Source organism: Sphingobium sp. V4 (assembly GCF_029590555.1).
In the GTDB taxonomy this organism is placed as follows: Bacteria; Pseudomonadota; Alphaproteobacteria; order Sphingomonadales; family Sphingomonadaceae; genus Sphingobium.
Genome location: NZ_CP081001.1, coordinates 1,539,507 through 1,557,930 on the forward strand (window position 1 = coordinate 1,539,507; position 18,424 = coordinate 1,557,930).

The window sequence follows — 18,424 nt, forward strand, 5'->3', positions numbered from 1 at the left end:
TGACGGCTCAAAGCGTGATCCGCGTGCTTGACTATGCCCCCTGGCGCCTCCATCTGACCATCAATGTAATATTATATCATTGGACAAGATATGGCTTCTTGCAGGACCATTGGTGGGGCGACTACGGAAAATGGAGGAACCGCGGGTAACTGGCTCGACGGATTCGCTGTCTGCGCCTCGTCGCTTTGCACCCTCCATTGCATCGGACTGCCCCTGCTCTTCGCCCTGCTTCCAGCGCTGGCGACACGCGTCGACCCCGGCGAGACCTTCCATATCGTCATGCTCGCGATAGCGATTCCGACTAGCCTGGTCGCGCTGCGCGGAGGGCGGCGCCGACATGGCAAGCGGTTGCCGCTATTCTTCGGCCTGTCGGGCCTGCTCGCGATGAGCATCGGCGCGCTATTGGTAGAAGGCGCGCTGCACGAAGCGGCATGGACTTTGACGGGCAGCGCCCTTCTGGCCGGCGCGCATATCCTCAACTGGCGGAGCACCAGGACGAAAACCGTGTCATCCTGAATCGACACGATCCCGACATTGCGCAGCGGCGGACGCAGCGCGAATCATCCGGACGATATGCGCGTCCTCAGTGTGCGTCGGCTTCGCAGCCCCGACGGACGCCGATCTTGAGGACAGCCCGATTCCAGCGGATTGGGCGCGCCCGGACCCATAATGTTGCGGTTGAAGGCCGTGCTCGATAGGCTTCTTGCGTAACGATCCGCGCACGCTATAAGGGCGGCATCGTGCAGACATAGACAACTTACAAACGGAGAAGGATCTTCCTTTGACCGAGCCGTCTGCTACGTTCCTGTTATTCGGCGCCACCGGCGACCTGGCCCGCCGCATGATATTCCCGTCGCTCTACAACCTCCTGTCGGACGGGTTGCTGCCCGAAGACTTCCTGATCGTCGCATCGGGCCGGTCGGAGATGGAGGACGAGGATTTCCGCAACGAAGTCTGCGCCGCGCTGGAGCAGTTCCTGCCCGCCGACCGCTATGATCCGGCGATTGCGGCGACATTTCGTACGATGATCGGATATCAGCCGGTCGAGGCGGGCAATAGCGCGCAGTTCGCAGCGCTCGCCGCACGCATCGACGGCCGCCTGGAGCGCGGCCTGTCCGTCTATCTGTCGACGCCGCCCTCGCTTTTCGCGCCGACCGCGCAGGGACTGGCCGACGCCGGCCTGATTACGCCCAAGACCCGGATCGCGATGGAAAAGCCCATCGGCAAGGATCTCGCCTCCTCGAGAGAGGTGAATGACGGCATCGGCGCGCTGTTCGCGGAGGAGCAGATTTTCCGTGTCGATCATTATCTGGGCAAGGAAACGGTCCAGAACCTGCTCGCCCTGCGTTTCGGCAATGTGATGTTCGAACCGCTGTGGAACGCCAGCGCGATCGACCATGTACAGATTACCGTCGGCGAGACGGTGGGCCTCGAAGGGCGCGTCTCCTATTATGACGGCGTCGGCGCGCTGCGCGACATGGTGCAGAATCACATGCTCCAGATCCTGTCGATCATCGCCATGGAGCCGCCAGCAAGGATGGACCCGACCTCCGTCCGCGACGAGAAGGTGAAGGCGCTGCGGTCGCTGCGCCCGATGACCGACGAGACGGTCAAGACCCACAGCGTGCGCGGCCAATATACGCCCGGCGCCGTGCAGGGGCAGATCGTCACCGGCTATGCTGACGAACTGGGCAAGCCATCGGACACCGAGACCTTCGTCGCGTTGAAGGCCTTTGTCGACAATTGGCGCTGGCAGGGCGTCCCCTTCTACCTGCGTACCGGCAAGCGGATGCCCGCGCGCCAGTCGGAAATCGTCATCCAGTTCAAGCCGGTCCGGCACAGCATCTTCGGCCGCGATGGCCATGGCACGGGACTGGAACCCAACACGCTGGTCATCCGCTTGCAGCCGGAAGAATATATCCGCCTCCAGATCATGAGCAAAAGGCCGGGCCTGGAGCGGCAGGTCCATCTCGAGGAGGTCACGCTCGACGTGTCGCTGACCGCCGCCTTCGCCGGACAGCGCCGCCGCATCGCCTATGAGCGGCTGATCCTGGATCTGCTGGCCGGCGACGCCACTCTTTTCGTCCGTCGTGACGAGGTGGAGGCACAATGGACCTGGATCGACAGCATCATCGACGGGTGGAAGGAGGCTCATGTGAAGCCCTCCACCTATTCTTCGGGGAACTGGGGCCCGTCCTCGGCCATTGCCCTGATCGAACGCGACGGAGCAAGCTGGCATGACTGATCTTCACCCCGTAATCGCCCAGGTGACGGAGCGCATCGTGCGGCGCAGTGCTTCGCGCCGCCGCCAGTATCTCGACCTGATCGAGCGCGGCCGCGAAGCCGGCACCAATCGCGACCAGTTGTCCTGCGGCAACCTGGCCCATGGATTTGCCGCGAGTGGCGAGGACAAGGCCGTCATCCGCACGGGCGCGGCGATGAACATCGGCATCGTCACCTCGTACAACGACATGCTCTCGGCGCATCAGCCCTATGGCCGCTATCCCGAGCAGATCAAGATCGCCGCGCGCGAAGTGGGCGCCACGGCGCAGGTGGCAGGCGGCGTGCCGGCCATGTGCGACGGCGTGACCCAGGGCCAGGCGGGCATGGACCTGTCGCTGTTCAGCCGCGACACCATCGCCCTGTCGACCGCCGTGTCGCTCAGCCATGCGATGTTCGAAGGCACGCTGCTGCTCGGCATTTGCGACAAGATCGTACCGGGCCTGCTGATCGGCGCGCTGCGCTTCGGCCATCTGCCGACGATATTGATCCCCGCCGGTCCGATGCCGTCGGGCCTGGCCAACAAGGAAAAGGTGCGAATCCGCCAGCTCTATGCCGAGGGCAAGGTCGGCAAGGAAGAGTTGCTGGAGTCCGAAAGCGCCAGTTACCATGGCGCGGGCACCTGCACCTTTTACGGCACGGCCAATTCCAACCAGATGATGATGGAGATGATGGGGCTGCACATGCCCGGCGCCGCCTTCGTCAATCCCGGCACGAAGCTACGCAGCGAACTGACCCGCGCGGCGACGCACCGGATCGCAGACATCGGCTGGGACGGAGATGACTATCGGCCGCTCGGCCATTGCGTCGATGAAAAGGCGATCGTCAATGCGATCATCGGGCTGATGGCAACGGGGGGCTCCACCAACCATGCGATCCACCTGCCCGCCATCGCACGAGCGGCCGGGATCAGTATCGACTGGACCGACTTTGCCGAAATTTCCGACGTGGTGCCGCTGCTGGCCAGGGTCTATCCCAATGGATCGGGCGACGTTAATCATTTCCACGCGGCGGGCGGCATGGCGGTCATCATCCGCGAACTGCTGGACGCCGGCCTGCTACACCGCGACATCATGACGGTCGCGCGGGCCGACCTCAGCGATTATGGCAAGGAGCCGGTGCTGGAAAACGAGGCGCTGCAATGGCGCGACGTTCCGGCTTCGCGGGATGAAGCCATGCTGCGGCCGGCCGCAAACCCTTTTCAGGCCGATGGGGGCATGAAGCTGCTCCAGGGCAATCTGGGCCGCTGCGTCATGAAGGTGAGCGCGGTCGATAAGGAACGCTGGACGATCGAGGCGCCCGCCGCCGTTTTCCACGACCAGGACGATGTGTTGCGAGCATTCAAGGCGGGCGAGCTGGAGCGCGACGTCGTGGTCGTGGTCCGCTTCCAAGGGCCGAAGGCCAACGGGATGCCCGAGCTGCACAAGCTGACCCCGGCGCTCGGCGTCTTGCAGGATCGCGGCTTCAAGGTCGCGCTGCTGACCGACGGTCGCATGTCCGGCGCGTCCGGCAAGGTGCCTGCCGCCATCCACCTGTCGCCCGAAGCCTTGGGCGGCGGACCGATCGGCAAGCTGCGCGACGGCGACATGGTGCGCGTGTGCGCGGAGAGCGGCACGGTCGATGCGCTGGTCGACGCGGCGACATGGAACGCGCGGGACATCCCCGCCGCTCCGCCGCCGCCCTATGACACGGGCCGCGAACTGTTCGCCTTGTTCCGCCATCATAGCGACCTGGCGGAAGCCGGCGCTTCGCCGATCCTGGCTGCGATGGAAGACGAGTTTTGAAATCATCACCTCCGTCGTTCCAGCGAAGGCGGAAACCCATCTCCCGGCGTTGCGGCTGAGAGCCATGGCGGGAGTTGAATCCCCGCGGTCGCGGGGATGACGATCAGAATATAATCGAGGCGCCTCAATATGACCGACATCATCGCCGCCGACATTGGCGGGACCAACGCCCGTTTCGCCCGCGCCTCATTGGACGCGAAGGGCGTGCCGACGCTCGGCACCGTGCGCAAGTACAAGGTGGCCGACTATCCCAGCCTCCAGGCCTGCTGGGCCGCCTTCGCCGAGGATGAGCGGAAGGACGGCAATGGTGACCTGCCCAAGGCCGCTTCCATCGCCTTCGCCACCGCGATCGGGCGCGAGGTCATCAAGCTGACCAATAGCAGTTGGGTGATCCGCGCCGATACGCTGGCCGACGATCTGGGCGTGCGCGGCGTGCGGCTGGTCAATGATTTCGAAGCGGTGGCACACGCCGTGTCGCGCCTGCCGGACGAAAATCTGCCGCTGCTGTTCGGCGAGGACCGTCCCTTCCCGAGCGATGGCGGTGTCACCATCCTGGGTCCGGGCACGGGCTTGGGCGTCGCGATGATCGCCTATGATGACGGACATCCTCATGTCATCGCGACCGAAGGCGGTCATCTGGACTTCGCCCCGCTCGATCATATGGAAGAGAAGATCCTCTCCTATCTGCGCGACAAGTTCCTGCGCGTGTCGACGGAGCGGATCGTGTCCGGGCCGGGCCTCAACTATATCTACAAGGCGCTGGCGACGATCGGCCATGACCGTGTGATGCTGATGGAAGACCCCGAATTGTGGCAGGCCGCGCTGGACGACAGCGATCCCTTCGCGCGCGCCGCGCTGGAACGGTTCTGCCTCTGCTACGGATCGGTCGCGGGCGACCTGGCCCTGGCCCATGGCCCGCACAGCGTGGTGCTGGCCGGTGGGCTGACGCAACGGATGCGCGACTTTCTGCCGCACAGCGGCTTCCATACCCGTTTCACGGCCAAGGGCCGGTTCGAAAGCCTGATGGCGACCGTACCGATTCGCATGGCCATCCACGATGAAATCGGCCTGTTCGGGGCCGCAGCCGCATTCCGGGAGAAGTAATGATGAGCAAGCTGACCGTCGAGCAGGTGATGGAACTGGCCCCGGTGATCCCGGTGCTGGTGGTCGATCGGGTCGAGGACGCGCTGCCGATCGCGCGCGCTTTGGTCGCGGGCGGCCTGCCCGCGCTGGAGGTGACTCTGCGCACCCCCGCCGCGCTGGACGTGATCCGTGAAATGGCCAAGGTCGAGGGCGCGGTCGTCGGCGCAGGCACGGTGCTGAACCCCGCGCAGCTCGACGCGGCGATGGAGGCCGGCGCGCGCTTCATCGTCAGCCCAGGCCTCACCAAGCCGCTGGGCAAGGCGGCGATCGCAGCGAAGATTCCCTTCCTGCCGGGCACCGCAACCGCCGCCGACATCATGCGCGGCATGGACATGGGGCTCAGCCATTTCAAATTCTTCCCGGCGGAAACCTCGGGTGGCCTCCCCGCGCTGAAGGCGCTTGCCGCGCCGCTGCACACGGCCCGTTTCTGCCCTACCGGCGGCATCACGCCACAAAGCGCCCCCGAATGGCTGGCCCAGCCCTTCATCAAATGCGTCGGCGGCAGTTGGGTCGTGCCCAAGGGGCCGGTTGACCCCGCCAGGATCGAAACACTGGCCCGCGAAGCCGCCGCCCTCCCCCGTTAGGGATGATGCGGGATCGGTTGCGCGCCGGGCCGGCCCGTCCTAGATGCAGGTCATGAACCCTCGTCGCCTCTTTGCCGCCCTCGCCCTGTTCCTGTCGGGCTGCGCCGGCGCACCGCAGGGCTATCCCTCGCTTGCCAAGCGGCCGATCGAAAGCGCCCCGATGGCCGAAGTCGGCCCAGCGCCCGCCACCGCGCCAGCCGACCCGGCGCTGTCCGAGGAGATCGCACGCCACCTCGGTCAGGCGGGCAAGGGCGCGGCGGCATTCGACGCGGCCTATGCCAAGGCGGATCGCGCCGTCGGCGCGGCATCCGGCGCTGCCGTTTCATCCGACGCCTGGGTCTCCGCGCAGGTGGCGATCAGTTCGCTCGAAGCTGCGAGGAACGACAGCGTGTCGGCGCTTGCCAGCCTCGACACCCTTTATGTTCAGCGGAGCAACGCCATCGCCGACGGCAAGGCGCGCGGCGGGCTCGAGGATGTCGACGCGGCGCGCAGCGCGACGCTGGCCCTGGTCGATCAGCAGAATGACCGGATCGACGCGATGAAGTCGCGATTGCCGCAGCCTTAGGGCTAACTATCGCGAAGCAACCAGAGGCAGACAGTCAAGCGCGATGCGACGCCGCTCGAGTGCGGCCATACTGTATTACCGTCCTCCGGGTCGCTCGGGTAGCGGGACGTCGCCTTCCCCTTGAAGCGTTGTGCGAAATTGACAGTCCGCTAATCACCTTTTCGCGCAATGACCGCCCTCGCCTACTCCCCGGCCGCCTTGACTGCGCCCTTGTGCGCCTTGGCGGCGTGAACATAATGATCCACGCCCTCGCGCATGTCGATCAGCGCTTCATCGCTCAAGTCGCGCATATATCTGGCGGGGCGGCCTGCCCAGAGCTGACGATGGGGCACCGTCTTTCCCGATGACAGCAGCGCACCGGCCGCCAGCATCGCGTCGCTTTCCACCTTCGCGCCGCTCATGACGATCGCGCCCAGCCCGACGAACGCCCTGTCGTTGAGGACGCAGCCATGGATCATCGCCATGTGGCCGATCAGCACATCTTCACCGATAATTGCGGGCCAGCCATCGCTGGGACGTCCGTCGGCACGATCGCCGGGGCTGTCGCAATGGATGATCGTCCCGTCCTGCACATTGGTGCGGGCGCCGATCCGCACTCGGTTCACGTCGCCCCGGATCACGCAATTATACCAGATGCTGGCATCCTCGCCGATCTCGACATCACCGATGATCCGGCATCCCGGTGCGATGAAGGCGCTGGGGTGGATGATCGGCGTCTTGCCCGCAAAGGGGATGATGCTGACGTCGGGGTAGACCGGGACCGACATGGTGGCTCTCCTCTATGGTCTGATCTTCAGGATCGGCAGGATGCTGGCATGGTCGTCCGACCAGACGCTGAAGCCGGGACGGGCCGGCAGCGGCTGCCAGCTGGCCGCCCCGCTCGCTCGCGCCAGTCGATCGAGTTGCGTCCCGTCGCGGGACAGGGCGATCCACACCGACGCCGCATAATGGCGTTTTGCGTCCTTCGGGTCCGGCCGGTAATGGCGCAATCGCGCTTGCCAGCCTTCCGCCGTCGCGTCCGCCGCGATAACCGGCCGCAGGTCGAGATAGCGGTTGGAAATATGGATCAGCAATAGTCCATCCGGCGCCAGGCGACGGCCATAGATGGCCAGTGCCTCCCGCGTCAGCAGATGCACCGGAATGGAATCGGAAGAGAAGGCGTCGATCACCAGCAGGTCGGCGCCTCCGGCCGCTTGCCGCGCCAGCGTCATGCGCGCGTCACCCACGACGATGGCGGCGCGGGGCTGGCAGCGCGACAGGAAGGAAAAATGTGCCGGATCGCGCGCGATGTCGACCATGGCGGGGTCGATCTCGTAGAAGCGCCATGTCTGTCCGGGCTGGATGTAACAGGCAAGCGTCCCCGCCCCCAGACCGACGACGTCGATGCGTGAGCCGGGGCCGAACAGTGAAGCCGCATGGCGGAGCGCGAGGCCCACTCCCGAATCTGGGGCATAATAGCTGGTCGGTTCGCGCTCTCGGCCGGGTGTCCGGTCCTGGATGCCGTGCAGCGTCGTGCCGTGGAACAGGATACGCTGGGTCGCCCCTCTGTCTGCGACCCCATAGACGCCGAAATAGCTGCGGGTCAGCATCCCCGGCGTCAGGGATTGGGCCAGCTTTTCCCAGCCGCTGAGGCACAGCATAAGATAGAGCAGCAGGCCGGCGGTCAGCAACCGGTGGCCGAGCGCAGCAATGCCCAGGGCGATGATAGTCAGGAAGCTGGCCGTCTTGATCGCCGGCGACTTCCATTCCGGCATCACCATGCCCCCGCCGATCACCGACAGCAGCAGACCGGCCACCAGGATCAGCGCGCCGAGCCAGACACGCCGGCGCGGGTCTTCCCACAAGAGGCGCGGCAAACGCAGAAATGGCTCGCGCGGCGGCAGCAGAAGCGCGGCGGCGACAAGCAGGATCGGATATTCATAGGTCCAGTCGAAGATCAAAGGCGCCAACAGCGCGCAGAACAGGCCGCCGACCATGCCGCCGACCGACATGATCAAATAGAAACGCGTCAGATGCACCGGCGCGGGCCGAAGCTCGTAAAGCCGGGCATGGAGCGCCACGGCCGTCACGAACAACACGACAAGGATGCCGAGCGCCACGAAAACCGGGAATTTGACGCCCCCGGTGAAGGCGATGCACGCGCCAATCAGCAGAATGATCGGCGCGATCAACACGCATAGTTCGGCGGGCCGCCGGCCGACCGCGAACGCCAGACTGAAACTCAGCAGATAGAGGCCGAGCGGCAGCACCCAGAGCAGCGGCATCGCCACGATATCGGTCGTCAGGTAGAGGCTGGTCGCCAGCATCAGTCCCGACGGAACCGCCGCCAGCGCGGTCCAGTGCAGCATCGTCCGGCCGTCCGGCGGCGGCGGCGAGGCTTCGACAGCCTCGGTCGCCATCCTTCCGTCCGGCGGCAAGCGACGCGCGCTGGCATAGACCAGAAAGAAGAGCGCACCATAGCAAAGCGACCAGAGGATACTCTGCGCCTTGAGCGTCAGTAGCGGTTCGACCAGCAGCGGATAGGCGATCAGGCCGGCGAAGCTGCCCAGATTAGACGCGGCATAGAGCGGATAGGGATCGCTCCTGTCCGCGATTGCGAACCAGCGCTGCAACAGGGGCGCCTGGGCCGCGACGACGAAGAAGAGCGGCCCGATCGACGCGCCGAGCAGCCAGAGCACCCAGAAGGCCGGCTCCATGCCGGCCGGCGGTTGCCACGCCGCAAGTCCGATCGGCAGGAAGATGGCGCAGACCAGGAACAGGCCGAGATGGATCATCGCCTGCCGCCTCACGCCGAAGCGGCCCAGCCAATGGGCGTAGGCATAGCCGGCAAGCAACAGCGCCTGATAGACCAGCATGGCCGAATTCCACACCGATGGGGCGCCGCCCAGCCGGGGCAGCGCCATGCGCGCGATCATGGGCTGGACCAGGAAGAGCAGGAACGAGCCCGCGCAGATCGTGACGACGTAGCGCGGGCGCGTTCTCATCCGCATCAGGCGCCGAGCAACCTGGCGGCGTGGAGCGCATGATAGGTCAGCACGCCGGAGCAACCCGCCCGCTTGAACGCCATCAACGTCTCCAGGATCAGCGCGTCGCGGTCCCCCGCCCCGGCCGCTGCGGCATGTTCGATCATCGCATATTCGCCCGACACCTGATAGGCGAAAACCGGGACGGCGAAACGGTCCCTTACCCGTGCCACGATGTCGAGATAGGGCAGGCCCGGCTTCACCATCACGCTGTCCGCCCCCTCGGCCAGATCGAGCGCGACTTCGCGCAGCGCTTCCTCGCCATTGGCAGGGTCCATCTGGTAATTTTTCTTGTCGCCCTTGAGCAATCCGCGCGAACCGACCGCATCGCGGAACGGACCGTAGAAGGCGCTCGCATATTTGGCGGCATAAGCCATGATCTGGACATTGGCGTGGCCGGTTTCCTCCAGCGCCTCGCGGATCGCGCCGACCCGACCGTCCATCATGTCGCTGGGTGCGATGATGTCGGCGCCCGCAGCGGCCTGGTTCAGCGACTGCCCGATCAGCACGTCGATGGTGGCGTCGTTGACGACATAGCCCGTCTCGTCGAGCAGCCCATCCTGGCCATGGGCGGTATAGGGGTCCAGCGCCACATCGGTCAGCACGCCGATATCGGGAACCGCATCCTTGATCGCGCGGATCGCCCGGCACATGAGGTTGTCGGGATTGAGCGCTTCAGAGCCGTCATCGCTGCGCCGTTCGGCCTGGGTATTGGGAAAGAGGGCGAGACAGGGGATGCCGGCGTCGCGCGCGTCCCTGGCCCGTTCCACCATCAGGTCGACCGACCAGCGCGAAACACCCGGCAGCGCCGCGATCGGCTCTTCCACGGCCTGCCCTTCGGTCACGAACAGGGGCCATATGAAGTCACTGGGCGACAAGCGGTTTTCGGCGTGCATCGCCCGGCTCCAGGCAGCAACGCGCGTGCGGCGCATACGCAGCGCCGGATAGGGTGCATGGGTCATGGAGCGGGTGTAGGCGTGGGCGTGCGGGGGATCAAGCGGGGTGCTGCTGGCAAGAATCTCCTGCGCTCAAGTTTCATCCCGATCTACGAAGTGACATTGTCAGCGATATCCTCCGCAAGGCGATCAATTTCGGCGGGCGGATTCCGACTGACGAGTGCATAGGCCAAATCGCCTTCCTGCCAACAGGCTACCGATGTGCCGTTGCGGCTCATTACGTCGGGCCTGGATGGTGCGACCTTGTCATCCCGCACTGCAAACAAGGACATGGACGCAGACTTGCCGTTGCTGATGGTCATCTGAAGGCTGGCTCCGCTGTCCGACGGGAAGAGCTGAACGTCTATTACCCGCCACCCGGCAGGCAGTTTCGGCAATGCGATGCGCGTGAAGGCGGCGACTTCCTGTGGATCATAAACAGCAGGTGGCGAACGGCGCAACCGCGTGCGCACCTGCGCTATGTCATGGGATTGCAAGGCTTCCTCGACGAAATATTCTGCGGGCGGGGCGGATGCGGAGAACCCCGTCCGCGCGATCATCCAGCCGCCGATCACCAACAACACAGCCGCCGCGATCTGTGACAAATGGACCCAGCGCATACCGTTCTCCTGACGAGCGGTGCGCCGTCGCGCCGCTTCAAGGGGGAAGGCCGAAGAAACTTGCTGGTCCCGCGAGAGTGACGATTCCCGATGGAACACAGCGTCGAAATGGCTCGCCGCGTCCACATCGTTGGTCCAGGAAAAGCCGTGCCGATAGAGCAGTGCATAGATGGCCTGCGGATCAACGCCGTATCGGCCCAAATTCTTCTCATCGACCTCCACTACAACGCCACACGTCTGTGGCAGGGCCAGGATCGGTTCCAGGCCCTGAAGTACCGAATGCTCGAATCCTTCGACGTCGATCTTGACGAGTATCCGGCGGTCACCGATCAACTTCAAGAGTCCGGGGAAATCCTGAATTGAGAGCGACATGACGCGCTCCCCCCCACGCTCGATTGCATCGGGCGCGATCGCGAACCTGCCAGAATGGCCGACCGCGCTGTTATCAAGAAGTTCAGGCCGGGTCAGCGCGGACAAGGCCATGTTGAAGGGCAGGATATTCTCCGCATCGTTGATGTGGATGTTTCGCACCAGCTTCGCGAAAGTCGAAAAACACGGTTCGAAAGATACAACCAGTCCCTCCGGACCGACGCGCTCGGCCGCCAGAAGGGCAAACACTCCACAATTGGCCCCCACGTCGATGAAACAATCGCCGGGGTTCAGCCGCTCAACCTCATTGGACACGACTGTCCCATATCTGGCCGTTACCCCCAGTTGAAATGTTCTGTCATGTACGTCCATGCCCAAGCGGAAGCTGCCGTAGCCCGATCGCACCGACGTCCCGTTCACCATTTTCGCGAAGGGCGAGAGAATCCGCCATTTCCCGCGAAAATTGGGAACCTGGTGCACATAAAAGTCCATCAGTGCGGATCGAAAATTCCCGGCCAATGTCACAGCAATTTCTCCATTCGTCCGCGCAAGGCGTACGCGACTGGCGACGTCGAATGGGCAACTTTTATGTTCTAATCCAAGGTTCAGAAAAGCGAGCGAACCGGACATAGGCGCTATCCGGATGGAGTAATGCATGTTCGAAAGGCCCGGTCGCTATTTCGCGAACCGCCTGAAGAAACTGCCCTGGTTCCAGCGCGGCCGCGCGGCCGCATTGGCGACCCGCAGCGTGACCGCAGTGACATAGTCGTTCAGCTTCGCGCTTTCCGCCGGCAGCACCGGCTGGTTCAGATCGTCGAAGGGCGAATGATAGAGATTGGCGCGCCACGCCTTCTCCGTCTCCGCCTCCGGCGTGCCGGCCTTGAAGCCATATTTGAAGAAAAGCGCGGGGATGCCTTCGCGGATGAAGGCATATTGGTCCGACCGGATGAAGACGTTGCGGTCCGGGAAGGGATCGGACGTGATCGGCAGGCCCATGGCCGCGCTGACAGCTGCTGCATCCTGCCCCAGCGAGCTCTGGTCATAGCCGATGGGCGTCACGCTGGTCAGCGGGAAGATCGGCAGCGCCATGTCGAAATTGAGGTCCGCGACAATGTCCTTCTGCGGCACCGTTGGCCGGCGGGCGAAATAGCGCGACCCCAGCAATCCCTTCTCCTCCGCCGTCACGATCGCAAAGAGGATGGAGCGCCTGGGCTTCACCTTGCCGGCCTTCAGCGCGCGGGCGATTTCCAGCAGGCTGGCCACTCCGGACGCGTTGTCGAACGCGCCGTTGTAGATGGCATCGCCCTTTATGGGTGTGCCGATACCATAGCCGTCCAGATGGGCGGACAGGACCACATATTCCTGGCGCAGCTTCGGATCGCCGCCCGGCATCATGGCGACGAGGTTGGGCGAACTGACATCGCGTCGCTTGGCCGCGACCTGCGCCTTCAGCCGGAGCGCCAGCGGGAAGCTCGGCACCGGGGCGGAAGCGTCCGCCGCCGCTGCGATCTGGTCGAAAGTCTTGCCAGAGCCTTCGAACAAAAGGGCCGATTTGGCGGGATCGAACTGGGCTCCCAGAAAGGGCGTCTGGGTGTCGCGCAGGCTGTTGTCCGTGAAATAGAGGGCCGGCGCGCCGGCCAGCGCAATCCGCCGCGTCCAAGGAATTTCAACCTGCTTGGGCGTCACCAATGTAATGAGGCCGAGCGCGCCCCGCGCCGCAAGCCAGTGCGCGCGCTCCGAACGGGCGTGCGACTTCAATGCGCCGGAGATGGTGGCGGGCCCGCCCGACAAGACGACCACGATCTTGCCCTTGAGGTCCAGCCCGGCGAAATCATCATGGCCGACCTCCGGCAGATGCAGGCCATAGCCCGCAAAGACCATCGGCGCGTCGATACTTTCCGGAACCGGCCCGCCGCTGCCCGAAACGATGAGGTCGCCCGGCACTGCCAGCGCCTTTTCGCCAGCCGGACCGACCAGCGCGGCACTGCTTCGGTCGGAGAGGATTACCTGTTCGACGAAGGACACGGGCTGCTTGTATCCTTCCGTTCCCATCGGCTTGAGGCCAAGCGCCCGGAACTGCCCGATGACATAGTCGGCCGCGCGGTCATAGCCCGGCGTGCCTGTGCCGCGCCCCTCCATGCCGTCATTGGCAAGCGACTGGACATGGCTCCACCAGCGTGCGCCGCCGTCGCCCGCGTCCTCTGCACGGGCCGCGCCGGCAGCAATCAGCGAAAGAAGCGGAAGAGCGAGATGAGACAGGCGCATGGGTTTGGGACTCCGCGTGTTCGGTAGACTATCTTGGCCGGAAAAGTCCGACGAACAAGGGGCTTGGAACCACCACTGCCAATGTGTATTGTTGCGACAACACACTTAGGAGATAACGATGCCGCTCCCCCTTCCGCTTTTCGCGCTTGTCATTGCCGGACTGAGCCTGTCGACCAGCGCCTGCTCGCGCACCGAAAAGTCACCCTCCGCCGAGGATGTCGCGCGCACCGCGCAGGACTGGTCCGCCCTCAAGGACTTCACCGCCATCGAAGCGACCGGTCCCGACAATGTCGCCGTGACCATCGCGCCCGATTTCTCGATCAAGGCGGAGGGCGATCCCAAGTCGGTGGCGGACCTCGCCATCAGCGTCAAGGACGGCAAGCTGGTGATCGGTCGCAAATCCAAGGGTGACTGGAACTGGGGGCGCAGGAATGGCGACAAGGGCGCGACAATCCGCATCACCATGCCTGCCATCCGGGCCGCCGACCTGACCGGGGCAGGCGATTTCGACCTAGACAAGGCGGAGGGCGAAAGGCTGGACCTGTCGCTGACCGGCGCCGGTGACTTCCGCATCGGCATGGTGAGGCTCAAGTCGCTGTCGGCCGATATCACCGGCGCGGGATCGGTGAAAATCTCCGGCACGGCGGACACGGCGAAGCTGTCGATCACCGGCGCCGGCGACATTGACGGCGAAGCGCTGAAGGTCGGCAGCGCCGACGTTTCGATACTGGGCGCGGGCGACATCGACTTTGCCTCCGACGGGAAGGTTGCTATCAGCATCATGGGACCAGGCGACGTGACGGTGAAAGGCAAGGCGCAATGCACGACCAGCGGCGTGGGACCGGGCGAAGCGCGCTGCATACCCTGATTACGGCGAGCCTGGCGATCGCCGCACCTGCGGGCGCGGCGACGCGGGGTTTCACCATCACGAGTTTCGACGCGATCCGCGTGGACGCGCCCGTCATCATAGTGCTCACTACCGGGACCGGCGCGTCGGCGCGGGCGGAAGGCGATCAAGGTGCGCTCGACCGGCTGAAAGTCGACGTGTCGGGACGACTGCTCACGGTGACCATGGACCGTCCCCGTCCCGGTGAGAAAAGCGGTGGCGCAGCCACGTTGCGGCTGTCGACGGGCATGATCGAGCGCGTGGTGCTGACCGGAGGCGGCTCCATTGCCGTCAACCGGATGAAGGGGCTGGCGGGACAGATCATCCTCGGCGGCAATGGCGATGTGAGAGTGGGGGATGTTCAGCTCGACCGGATCGACCTGATGCTGGCGGGTGGCGGACGCGCGACTCTGACGGGCCGGGCCGGCGTGGCGAATATTCGCGTCAACGGCCCCGGAGCGGTCGCTGCGGAACCACTGCGCGTCCGACAGGCCAGCATCAGCAATGATGGCCCCGGCAGCGTCATCCTGACGACGGAGGTGACAGCGAAAATCGTGGCGACCGGATCGGGCGATGTGACGGTCGGCGGCAAGCCCGCCTGCACCGTCGACAATCGCGGCACAGGGCGCATCCTGTGCGGTGGCGAGCGCTATTAGGCAAGGCCAGCCCTACCTGCACCCATGCGCGCGGTCGAGCAGGAAGATGGGTGATTTCGGCCTGTGGAGCGGGTGAGGGGAATCGAACCCCCGTCGTCAGCTTGGGAAGCTGCTGCTCTACCATTGAGCTACACCCGCGAAGCCCAGCGTCCATGGCCCAAGCCATGGGGCGCTGTCAACGGAACTTAATAGGGCGAGTCAGCATCCCGGGCCGGAATGGCCCCGCGCCGGCCGATATTCCATCCCGCAAGCCGGTGGCCCGCCAGCGCCGCTTCGACAGGCGCCGCGCCCGCGAGCCTTGCGTGGAGATAGCCCGCATTGAAGGCGTCGCCCGCGCCACTCGAATCGACCACGTCGATCCGGCGGGGCGGTGCGACCAATTGGTCGCCGACGAGGCAGCCCTCTCCGCCCAGCTTGACGATGATCTCCCGCCCTTCTCCCGCGCCCCAGCGCGCCGCCGCATCGCGTGCATCGTCCACCTCGCCCATCTCGACCTCATCGGCCAGCGTCGGCAGGCCGATGTCGGCCAGCGCGATCGCCCGGTCGCGCCAATGGCAAGCCGTCGTCGCGTCGGGCCAGAGCCGCGCGCGATAATTGCCGTCGAAGGCCACCTTTCCGCCGCGCGCCTTGACCGCCGCGCACAGGGCCAGCAGCGCTTCACGCCCTTCGTCCGGCAGAATGGCCAGCGTGATGAGCGAGAAGTAGAGCAGATCCGATTGGGCCGCCGCCTCCACCATCGCCTCGCTGTCGGGGAGCGCAAACATACGCCGTGCGGCGGCTTCGCTGCGCCAGTAATGGAAGGTCCGCTCGCCGGTCGCGTCGGTCTCGATGGCATAGAGACCCGGAAGACGATCGGCCGCGGCGAGCACCAGCCCGGTATCGACGCCCTCGGCCTCCCACTGCGCGCGCAAGTCCGCGCTCATCGCGTCAGCGCCCAGCGCGCTCGCTAGCCGAACCGTATCGCCGGAACGGGCCAGGTGTACGGCCGTGTTGATCACGTCGCCGCCATAACGCAGGTTCCAACTGTCCCCCTGCCCGCGGCTCAGTTCCAGCATCGCCTCGCCAATGACCGTGATCGTCGCGCCTGCACCCATGCTCTTCCCTCGTCCCGTGCTGATTGCTGCGCTGCGTGGTGGGCAGACCGTTCCCGCAAGTCAAGTCGTCCGCGTACATATCCGCTTGCGGATGAGAGGAACGTTCGTCACTGGCTTGCGTTTTGCCCATGGCAAAAGGGCGCGCTTCTTTCACTGCGCCCTGATCGGGGAACTCATGACCAGCCTAACGTCGGACAGTGGCAATCGCTTTGAACTGCTGGTGCAGAGCGTCACGGACTATGCCATCTACATGCTCGACCCCAGCGGGTTAGTCATCAGCTGGAACGCCGGCGCCTGCCGGTTCAAGGGCTATGAAGCCGACGAAATCATCGGCCAGCATTTTTCCCGGTTCTACACACCGGAGGACCAGGCGAAGGGAATGCCCGCCCGCGCCCTGGCGACCGCCGAAAGGGAGGGACGCTTCGAGGCCGAGGGCTGGCGCGTGCGCAAGGATGGCACCTGTTTCTGGGCCAATGTCGTCATAGACCCGATCCGCGATCCCCAAGGGCGACTGCTGGGCTTCGCCAAGGTCACAAAGGATCTCACCGAAAGACGCGCTGCACAGGAAGCGCTGCGCAAGAGCGAAGAGCGTTTTCGCCTGCTGGTCGAGAGCATCAGCGACTATGCGATCTACATGCTGGACCCGGTCGGCACCATCACCAGCTGGAATCCGGGCGCCGAGCGGTTCAAGGGCTATAAAGCGCACGAGATATTGGGAGAGAATTTCGCGCGCTTCTATTCGGACGAGGACCGGCTGGCCGGCCTCCCCTCCCGTGCGCTGCACACCGCCGAGCGCGAGGGACGGTTCGAGGCCGAGGGGTGGCGCATCCGCAAGGACGGGTCGCGCTTCTGGGCCAATGTCGTGATCGATCCCATCCGCGACCCCGACCATGGCCATCTGCTGGGCTTTGCGAAAATCACCCGCGACCTCACCGAGCGGCGCGAGGCGCAGCGGGCGCTCGACGACGCCCGCGACGCCATCATCCAGTCGCAGAAGATGGATGCGATCGGCAAGCTGACCGGCGGCGTCGCCCATGATTTCAACAATCTGCTCGCCGTCATCGTCGGCAGCCTGGATCTGGCGCGCCAAAGGATGGCGAATGGCGCGGACATCAGCCGCTATCTCGACAATGCCATGGCGGCAGCCGAACGGGGCGCGACCCTGACCCAGCGTATGCTCGCCTTTGCGCGGCGGCAGGAGCTGAAGCTCCAGAGCGTGGACTGCATCGGCCTTGTCCGCGGCATGGCGGAACTGCTCCAGAGCACCATCGGCGCCAGCGTGGCGATCGAAACGCGCTTTCCCCTGGCGCTCGCGCCCGCCCACGCCGATCCCGCGCAGCTGGAACTTGCGCTGCTCAACCTGGCGGTCAATGCGCGCGACGCCATGCCCGATGGCGGCAGGATCAGCATCGAAGCGAGCGAAATATTCGTCGCCGAGGAAGCCCCGCCGGGCCTTTCTCCCGGACGCTATATATGCCTGTCCGTGGTCGATGAAGGCGAAGGCATGGACGCCGCGACGCTGGAGCGGGCGCGCGAGCCCTTTTTCACGACCAAGGGCGTCGGCAAGGGTACGGGCCTTGGCCTCTCGATGGTGCATGGCTTTGCGCAACAATGCGGCGGCGCTCTCGACATCATCAGCGCGCCCGGCCTCGGCACGACCGTCTCCCTATGGCTTCCCGTATCCCAGGCCCAGCCGGCAGAGGAGCATATCCCCAGCCTGGACCTGCGGGACAGCGCGCCGGTGCCTCTCGTCATCCTGGCGGTCGACGACGACAATCTGGTACTGATGAACACGGCGGGAATGCTGGAAGACCTGGGCCATACCGTGTTCCAGGCCAGCAACGCCGCCGACGCATTGCGGATGCTGGAGGAAGCCAATGTCGATCTGGTCGTGACCGATCATGCCATGCCCGGCATGACCGGCGCGCAACTGGCCGATATGATCGAGCAAAATCATCCGGGCCTGCCCGTCATCATCATTACAGGTTTCGCCGAACTGCCCCCCCACGCCAGCCGCCGCCTCCGGCTCGACAAGCCGTTCAAACAAGCGGAGCTGGCCAGGGCGGTGATGGAAGCGAGCCATGACGCTTCCTCCGGCCGACTGATCCGGTTCACCGCGCCGTTCGATCACGACTGATCATTCCCTTCGCCGCGAAGCAGCAATTCATTTGAAACGCGTTGCCGAAATACAAGAAAAAAGGTCCTTTTCATTCTTTCGCG

At 64.9% G+C, this 18,424-nt stretch carries 15 protein-coding genes and 1 tRNA gene; 9 read left to right on the plus strand and 7 right to left on the minus strand.

Annotated features, from left to right (window positions below; translation table 11 throughout):
- Nucleotides 1-90 precede the first annotated feature (90 nt).
- The 6 genes from K3M67_RS07785 (at nucleotide 91) to K3M67_RS07810 (ending at nucleotide 6,356) form a co-directional block, all read left to right on the plus strand.
- Complete coding sequence (locus tag K3M67_RS07785) at nucleotides 91-516, plus strand: MerC domain-containing protein (RefSeq protein ID WP_285832838.1); 426 nt, start codon at nucleotides 91-93, stop codon at nucleotides 514-516.
- Nucleotides 517-781: 265 nt separating this feature from the next.
- Nucleotides 782-2,245 carry a glucose-6-phosphate dehydrogenase gene (zwf, locus tag K3M67_RS07790; RefSeq protein WP_066859310.1) on the plus strand — a complete coding sequence of 488 codons (1,464 nt, stop codon included), beginning with the start codon at nucleotides 782-784 and terminating at the stop codon, nucleotides 2,243-2,245.
- Complete coding sequence (edd, locus tag K3M67_RS07795) at nucleotides 2,238-4,064, plus strand: phosphogluconate dehydratase (protein ID WP_285832839.1); 1,827 nt, start codon at nucleotides 2,238-2,240, stop codon at nucleotides 4,062-4,064. The genes zwf and edd overlap by 8 nt, the downstream gene beginning before the upstream one ends.
- Nucleotides 4,065-4,193: 129 nt before the next feature.
- Nucleotides 4,194-5,168: a glucokinase gene (gene glk, locus K3M67_RS07800; RefSeq protein WP_285832840.1), complete on the plus strand. Its 975-nt coding sequence runs from the start codon at nucleotides 4,194-4,196 to the stop codon at nucleotides 5,166-5,168.
- 2 nt (nucleotides 5,169-5,170) lie between these two features.
- Nucleotides 5,171-5,791: a bifunctional 4-hydroxy-2-oxoglutarate aldolase/2-dehydro-3-deoxy-phosphogluconate aldolase gene (eda, locus tag K3M67_RS07805; RefSeq protein WP_066859307.1), complete on the plus strand. Its 621-nt coding sequence runs from the start codon at nucleotides 5,171-5,173 to the stop codon at nucleotides 5,789-5,791.
- A 52-nt stretch (nucleotides 5,792-5,843) separates the two neighbouring features.
- Nucleotides 5,844-6,356, plus strand: coding sequence for a hypothetical protein (locus tag K3M67_RS07810; protein ID WP_285832841.1), 513 nt, complete (start codon nucleotides 5,844-5,846; stop codon nucleotides 6,354-6,356).
- 182 nt (nucleotides 6,357-6,538) lie between these two features.
- On the opposite strand, the gene K3M67_RS07815 is transcribed toward K3M67_RS07810, so the two are convergent.
- The 5 genes from K3M67_RS07815 to K3M67_RS07835 form a co-directional block, all read right to left on the minus strand.
- A complete protein-coding gene (locus K3M67_RS07815; RefSeq protein ID WP_285832842.1) occupies nucleotides 6,539-7,123 on the minus strand; it encodes a gamma carbonic anhydrase family protein in 585 nt (194 codons plus the stop codon).
- A gap of 12 nt (nucleotides 7,124-7,135) precedes the next feature.
- Entirely contained in the window at nucleotides 7,136-9,346 is a 2,211-nt protein-coding gene (locus tag K3M67_RS07820) for a spermidine synthase (protein ID WP_285832843.1), read from the minus strand.
- Nucleotides 9,346-10,341: a porphobilinogen synthase gene (hemB, locus tag K3M67_RS07825; RefSeq protein ID WP_285832844.1), complete on the minus strand. Its 996-nt coding sequence runs from the start codon at nucleotides 10,339-10,341 to the stop codon at nucleotides 9,346-9,348. Before hemB ends, K3M67_RS07820 begins: the two co-directional genes overlap by 1 nt.
- A gap of 83 nt (nucleotides 10,342-10,424) precedes the next feature.
- Nucleotides 10,425-11,933: an FkbM family methyltransferase gene (locus K3M67_RS07830; RefSeq protein ID WP_285832845.1), complete on the minus strand. Its 1,509-nt coding sequence runs from the start codon at nucleotides 11,931-11,933 to the stop codon at nucleotides 10,425-10,427.
- Between the two features lie 45 nt (nucleotides 11,934-11,978).
- Nucleotides 11,979-13,568 (minus strand): M28 family metallopeptidase, encoded by a 1,590-nt coding sequence (locus K3M67_RS07835; protein ID WP_066859302.1) that lies wholly within the window; start codon nucleotides 13,566-13,568, stop codon nucleotides 11,979-11,981.
- 118 nt (nucleotides 13,569-13,686) lie between these two features.
- Here K3M67_RS07835 and K3M67_RS07840 point away from each other — a divergent pair, with 118 nt between their 5' ends.
- The gene (locus K3M67_RS07840; RefSeq protein WP_285832846.1) at nucleotides 13,687-14,436 is read left to right on the plus strand and encodes a head GIN domain-containing protein; all 750 of its coding nucleotides are present in this window, start codon (nucleotides 13,687-13,689) and stop codon (nucleotides 14,434-14,436) included.
- The gene (locus tag K3M67_RS07845; protein WP_285832847.1) at nucleotides 14,388-15,110 is read left to right on the plus strand and encodes a GIN domain-containing protein; all 723 of its coding nucleotides are present in this window, start codon (nucleotides 14,388-14,390) and stop codon (nucleotides 15,108-15,110) included. The genes K3M67_RS07840 and K3M67_RS07845 overlap by 49 nt, the downstream gene beginning before the upstream one ends.
- Nucleotides 15,111-15,174: 64 nt before the next feature.
- Here the strand turns inward: K3M67_RS07845 and K3M67_RS07850 are convergent.
- Both K3M67_RS07850 and K3M67_RS07855 read right to left on the minus strand, forming a co-directional pair.
- A tRNA-Gly gene (locus K3M67_RS07850) sits at nucleotides 15,175-15,248 on the minus strand.
- 47 nt (nucleotides 15,249-15,295) lie between these two features.
- Nucleotides 15,296-16,204 (minus strand): sugar kinase, encoded by a 909-nt coding sequence (locus K3M67_RS07855; protein WP_066859296.1) that lies wholly within the window; start codon nucleotides 16,202-16,204, stop codon nucleotides 15,296-15,298.
- Nucleotides 16,205-16,379: 175 nt separating this feature from the next.
- Here K3M67_RS07855 and K3M67_RS07860 point away from each other — a divergent pair, with 175 nt between their 5' ends.
- A complete protein-coding gene (locus K3M67_RS07860; RefSeq protein WP_285832848.1) occupies nucleotides 16,380-18,341 on the plus strand; it encodes a hybrid sensor histidine kinase/response regulator in 1,962 nt (653 codons plus the stop codon).
- Nucleotides 18,342-18,424: the final 83 nt, after the last annotated feature.

What these genes read in the sequence shown, in the direction of transcription:
- K3M67_RS07810 (WP_285832841.1), top strand. Translation starts at nt 5,844, where the DNA reads ATGAACCCTCGTCGCCTCTTTGCCGCCCTCGCCCTGTTCCTGTCGGGC.
- K3M67_RS07835 (WP_066859302.1), bottom strand. Translation starts at nt 13,568, where the DNA reads ATGCGCCTGTCTCATCTCGCTCTTCCGCTTCTTTCGCTGATTGCTGCC.
- K3M67_RS07785 (WP_285832838.1), top strand. Translation starts at nt 91, where the DNA reads ATGGCTTCTTGCAGGACCATTGGTGGGGCGACTACGGAAAATGGAGGA.
- edd (WP_285832839.1), top strand. Translation starts at nt 2,238, where the DNA reads ATGACTGATCTTCACCCCGTAATCGCCCAGGTGACGGAGCGCATCGTG.
- K3M67_RS07840 (WP_285832846.1), top strand. Translation starts at nt 13,687, where the DNA reads ATGCCGCTCCCCCTTCCGCTTTTCGCGCTTGTCATTGCCGGACTGAGC.
- K3M67_RS07830 (WP_285832845.1), bottom strand. Translation starts at nt 11,933, where the DNA reads ATGTCCGGTTCGCTCGCTTTTCTGAACCTTGGATTAGAACATAAAAGT.
- K3M67_RS07815 (WP_285832842.1), bottom strand. Translation starts at nt 7,123, where the DNA reads ATGTCGGTCCCGGTCTACCCCGACGTCAGCATCATCCCCTTTGCGGGC.
- K3M67_RS07860 (WP_285832848.1), top strand. Translation starts at nt 16,380, where the DNA reads ATGACCAGCCTAACGTCGGACAGTGGCAATCGCTTTGAACTGCTGGTG.
- K3M67_RS07845 (WP_285832847.1), top strand. Translation starts at nt 14,388, where the DNA reads ATGCACGACCAGCGGCGTGGGACCGGGCGAAGCGCGCTGCATACCCTG.
- glk (WP_285832840.1), top strand. Translation starts at nt 4,194, where the DNA reads ATGACCGACATCATCGCCGCCGACATTGGCGGGACCAACGCCCGTTTC.
- K3M67_RS07820 (WP_285832843.1), bottom strand. Translation starts at nt 9,346, where the DNA reads ATGCGGATGAGAACGCGCCCGCGCTACGTCGTCACGATCTGCGCGGGC.
- K3M67_RS07855 (WP_066859296.1), bottom strand. Translation starts at nt 16,204, where the DNA reads ATGGGTGCAGGCGCGACGATCACGGTCATTGGCGAGGCGATGCTGGAA.
- eda (WP_066859307.1), top strand. Translation starts at nt 5,171, where the DNA reads ATGAGCAAGCTGACCGTCGAGCAGGTGATGGAACTGGCCCCGGTGATC.
- hemB (WP_285832844.1), bottom strand. Translation starts at nt 10,341, where the DNA reads ATGACCCATGCACCCTATCCGGCGCTGCGTATGCGCCGCACGCGCGTT.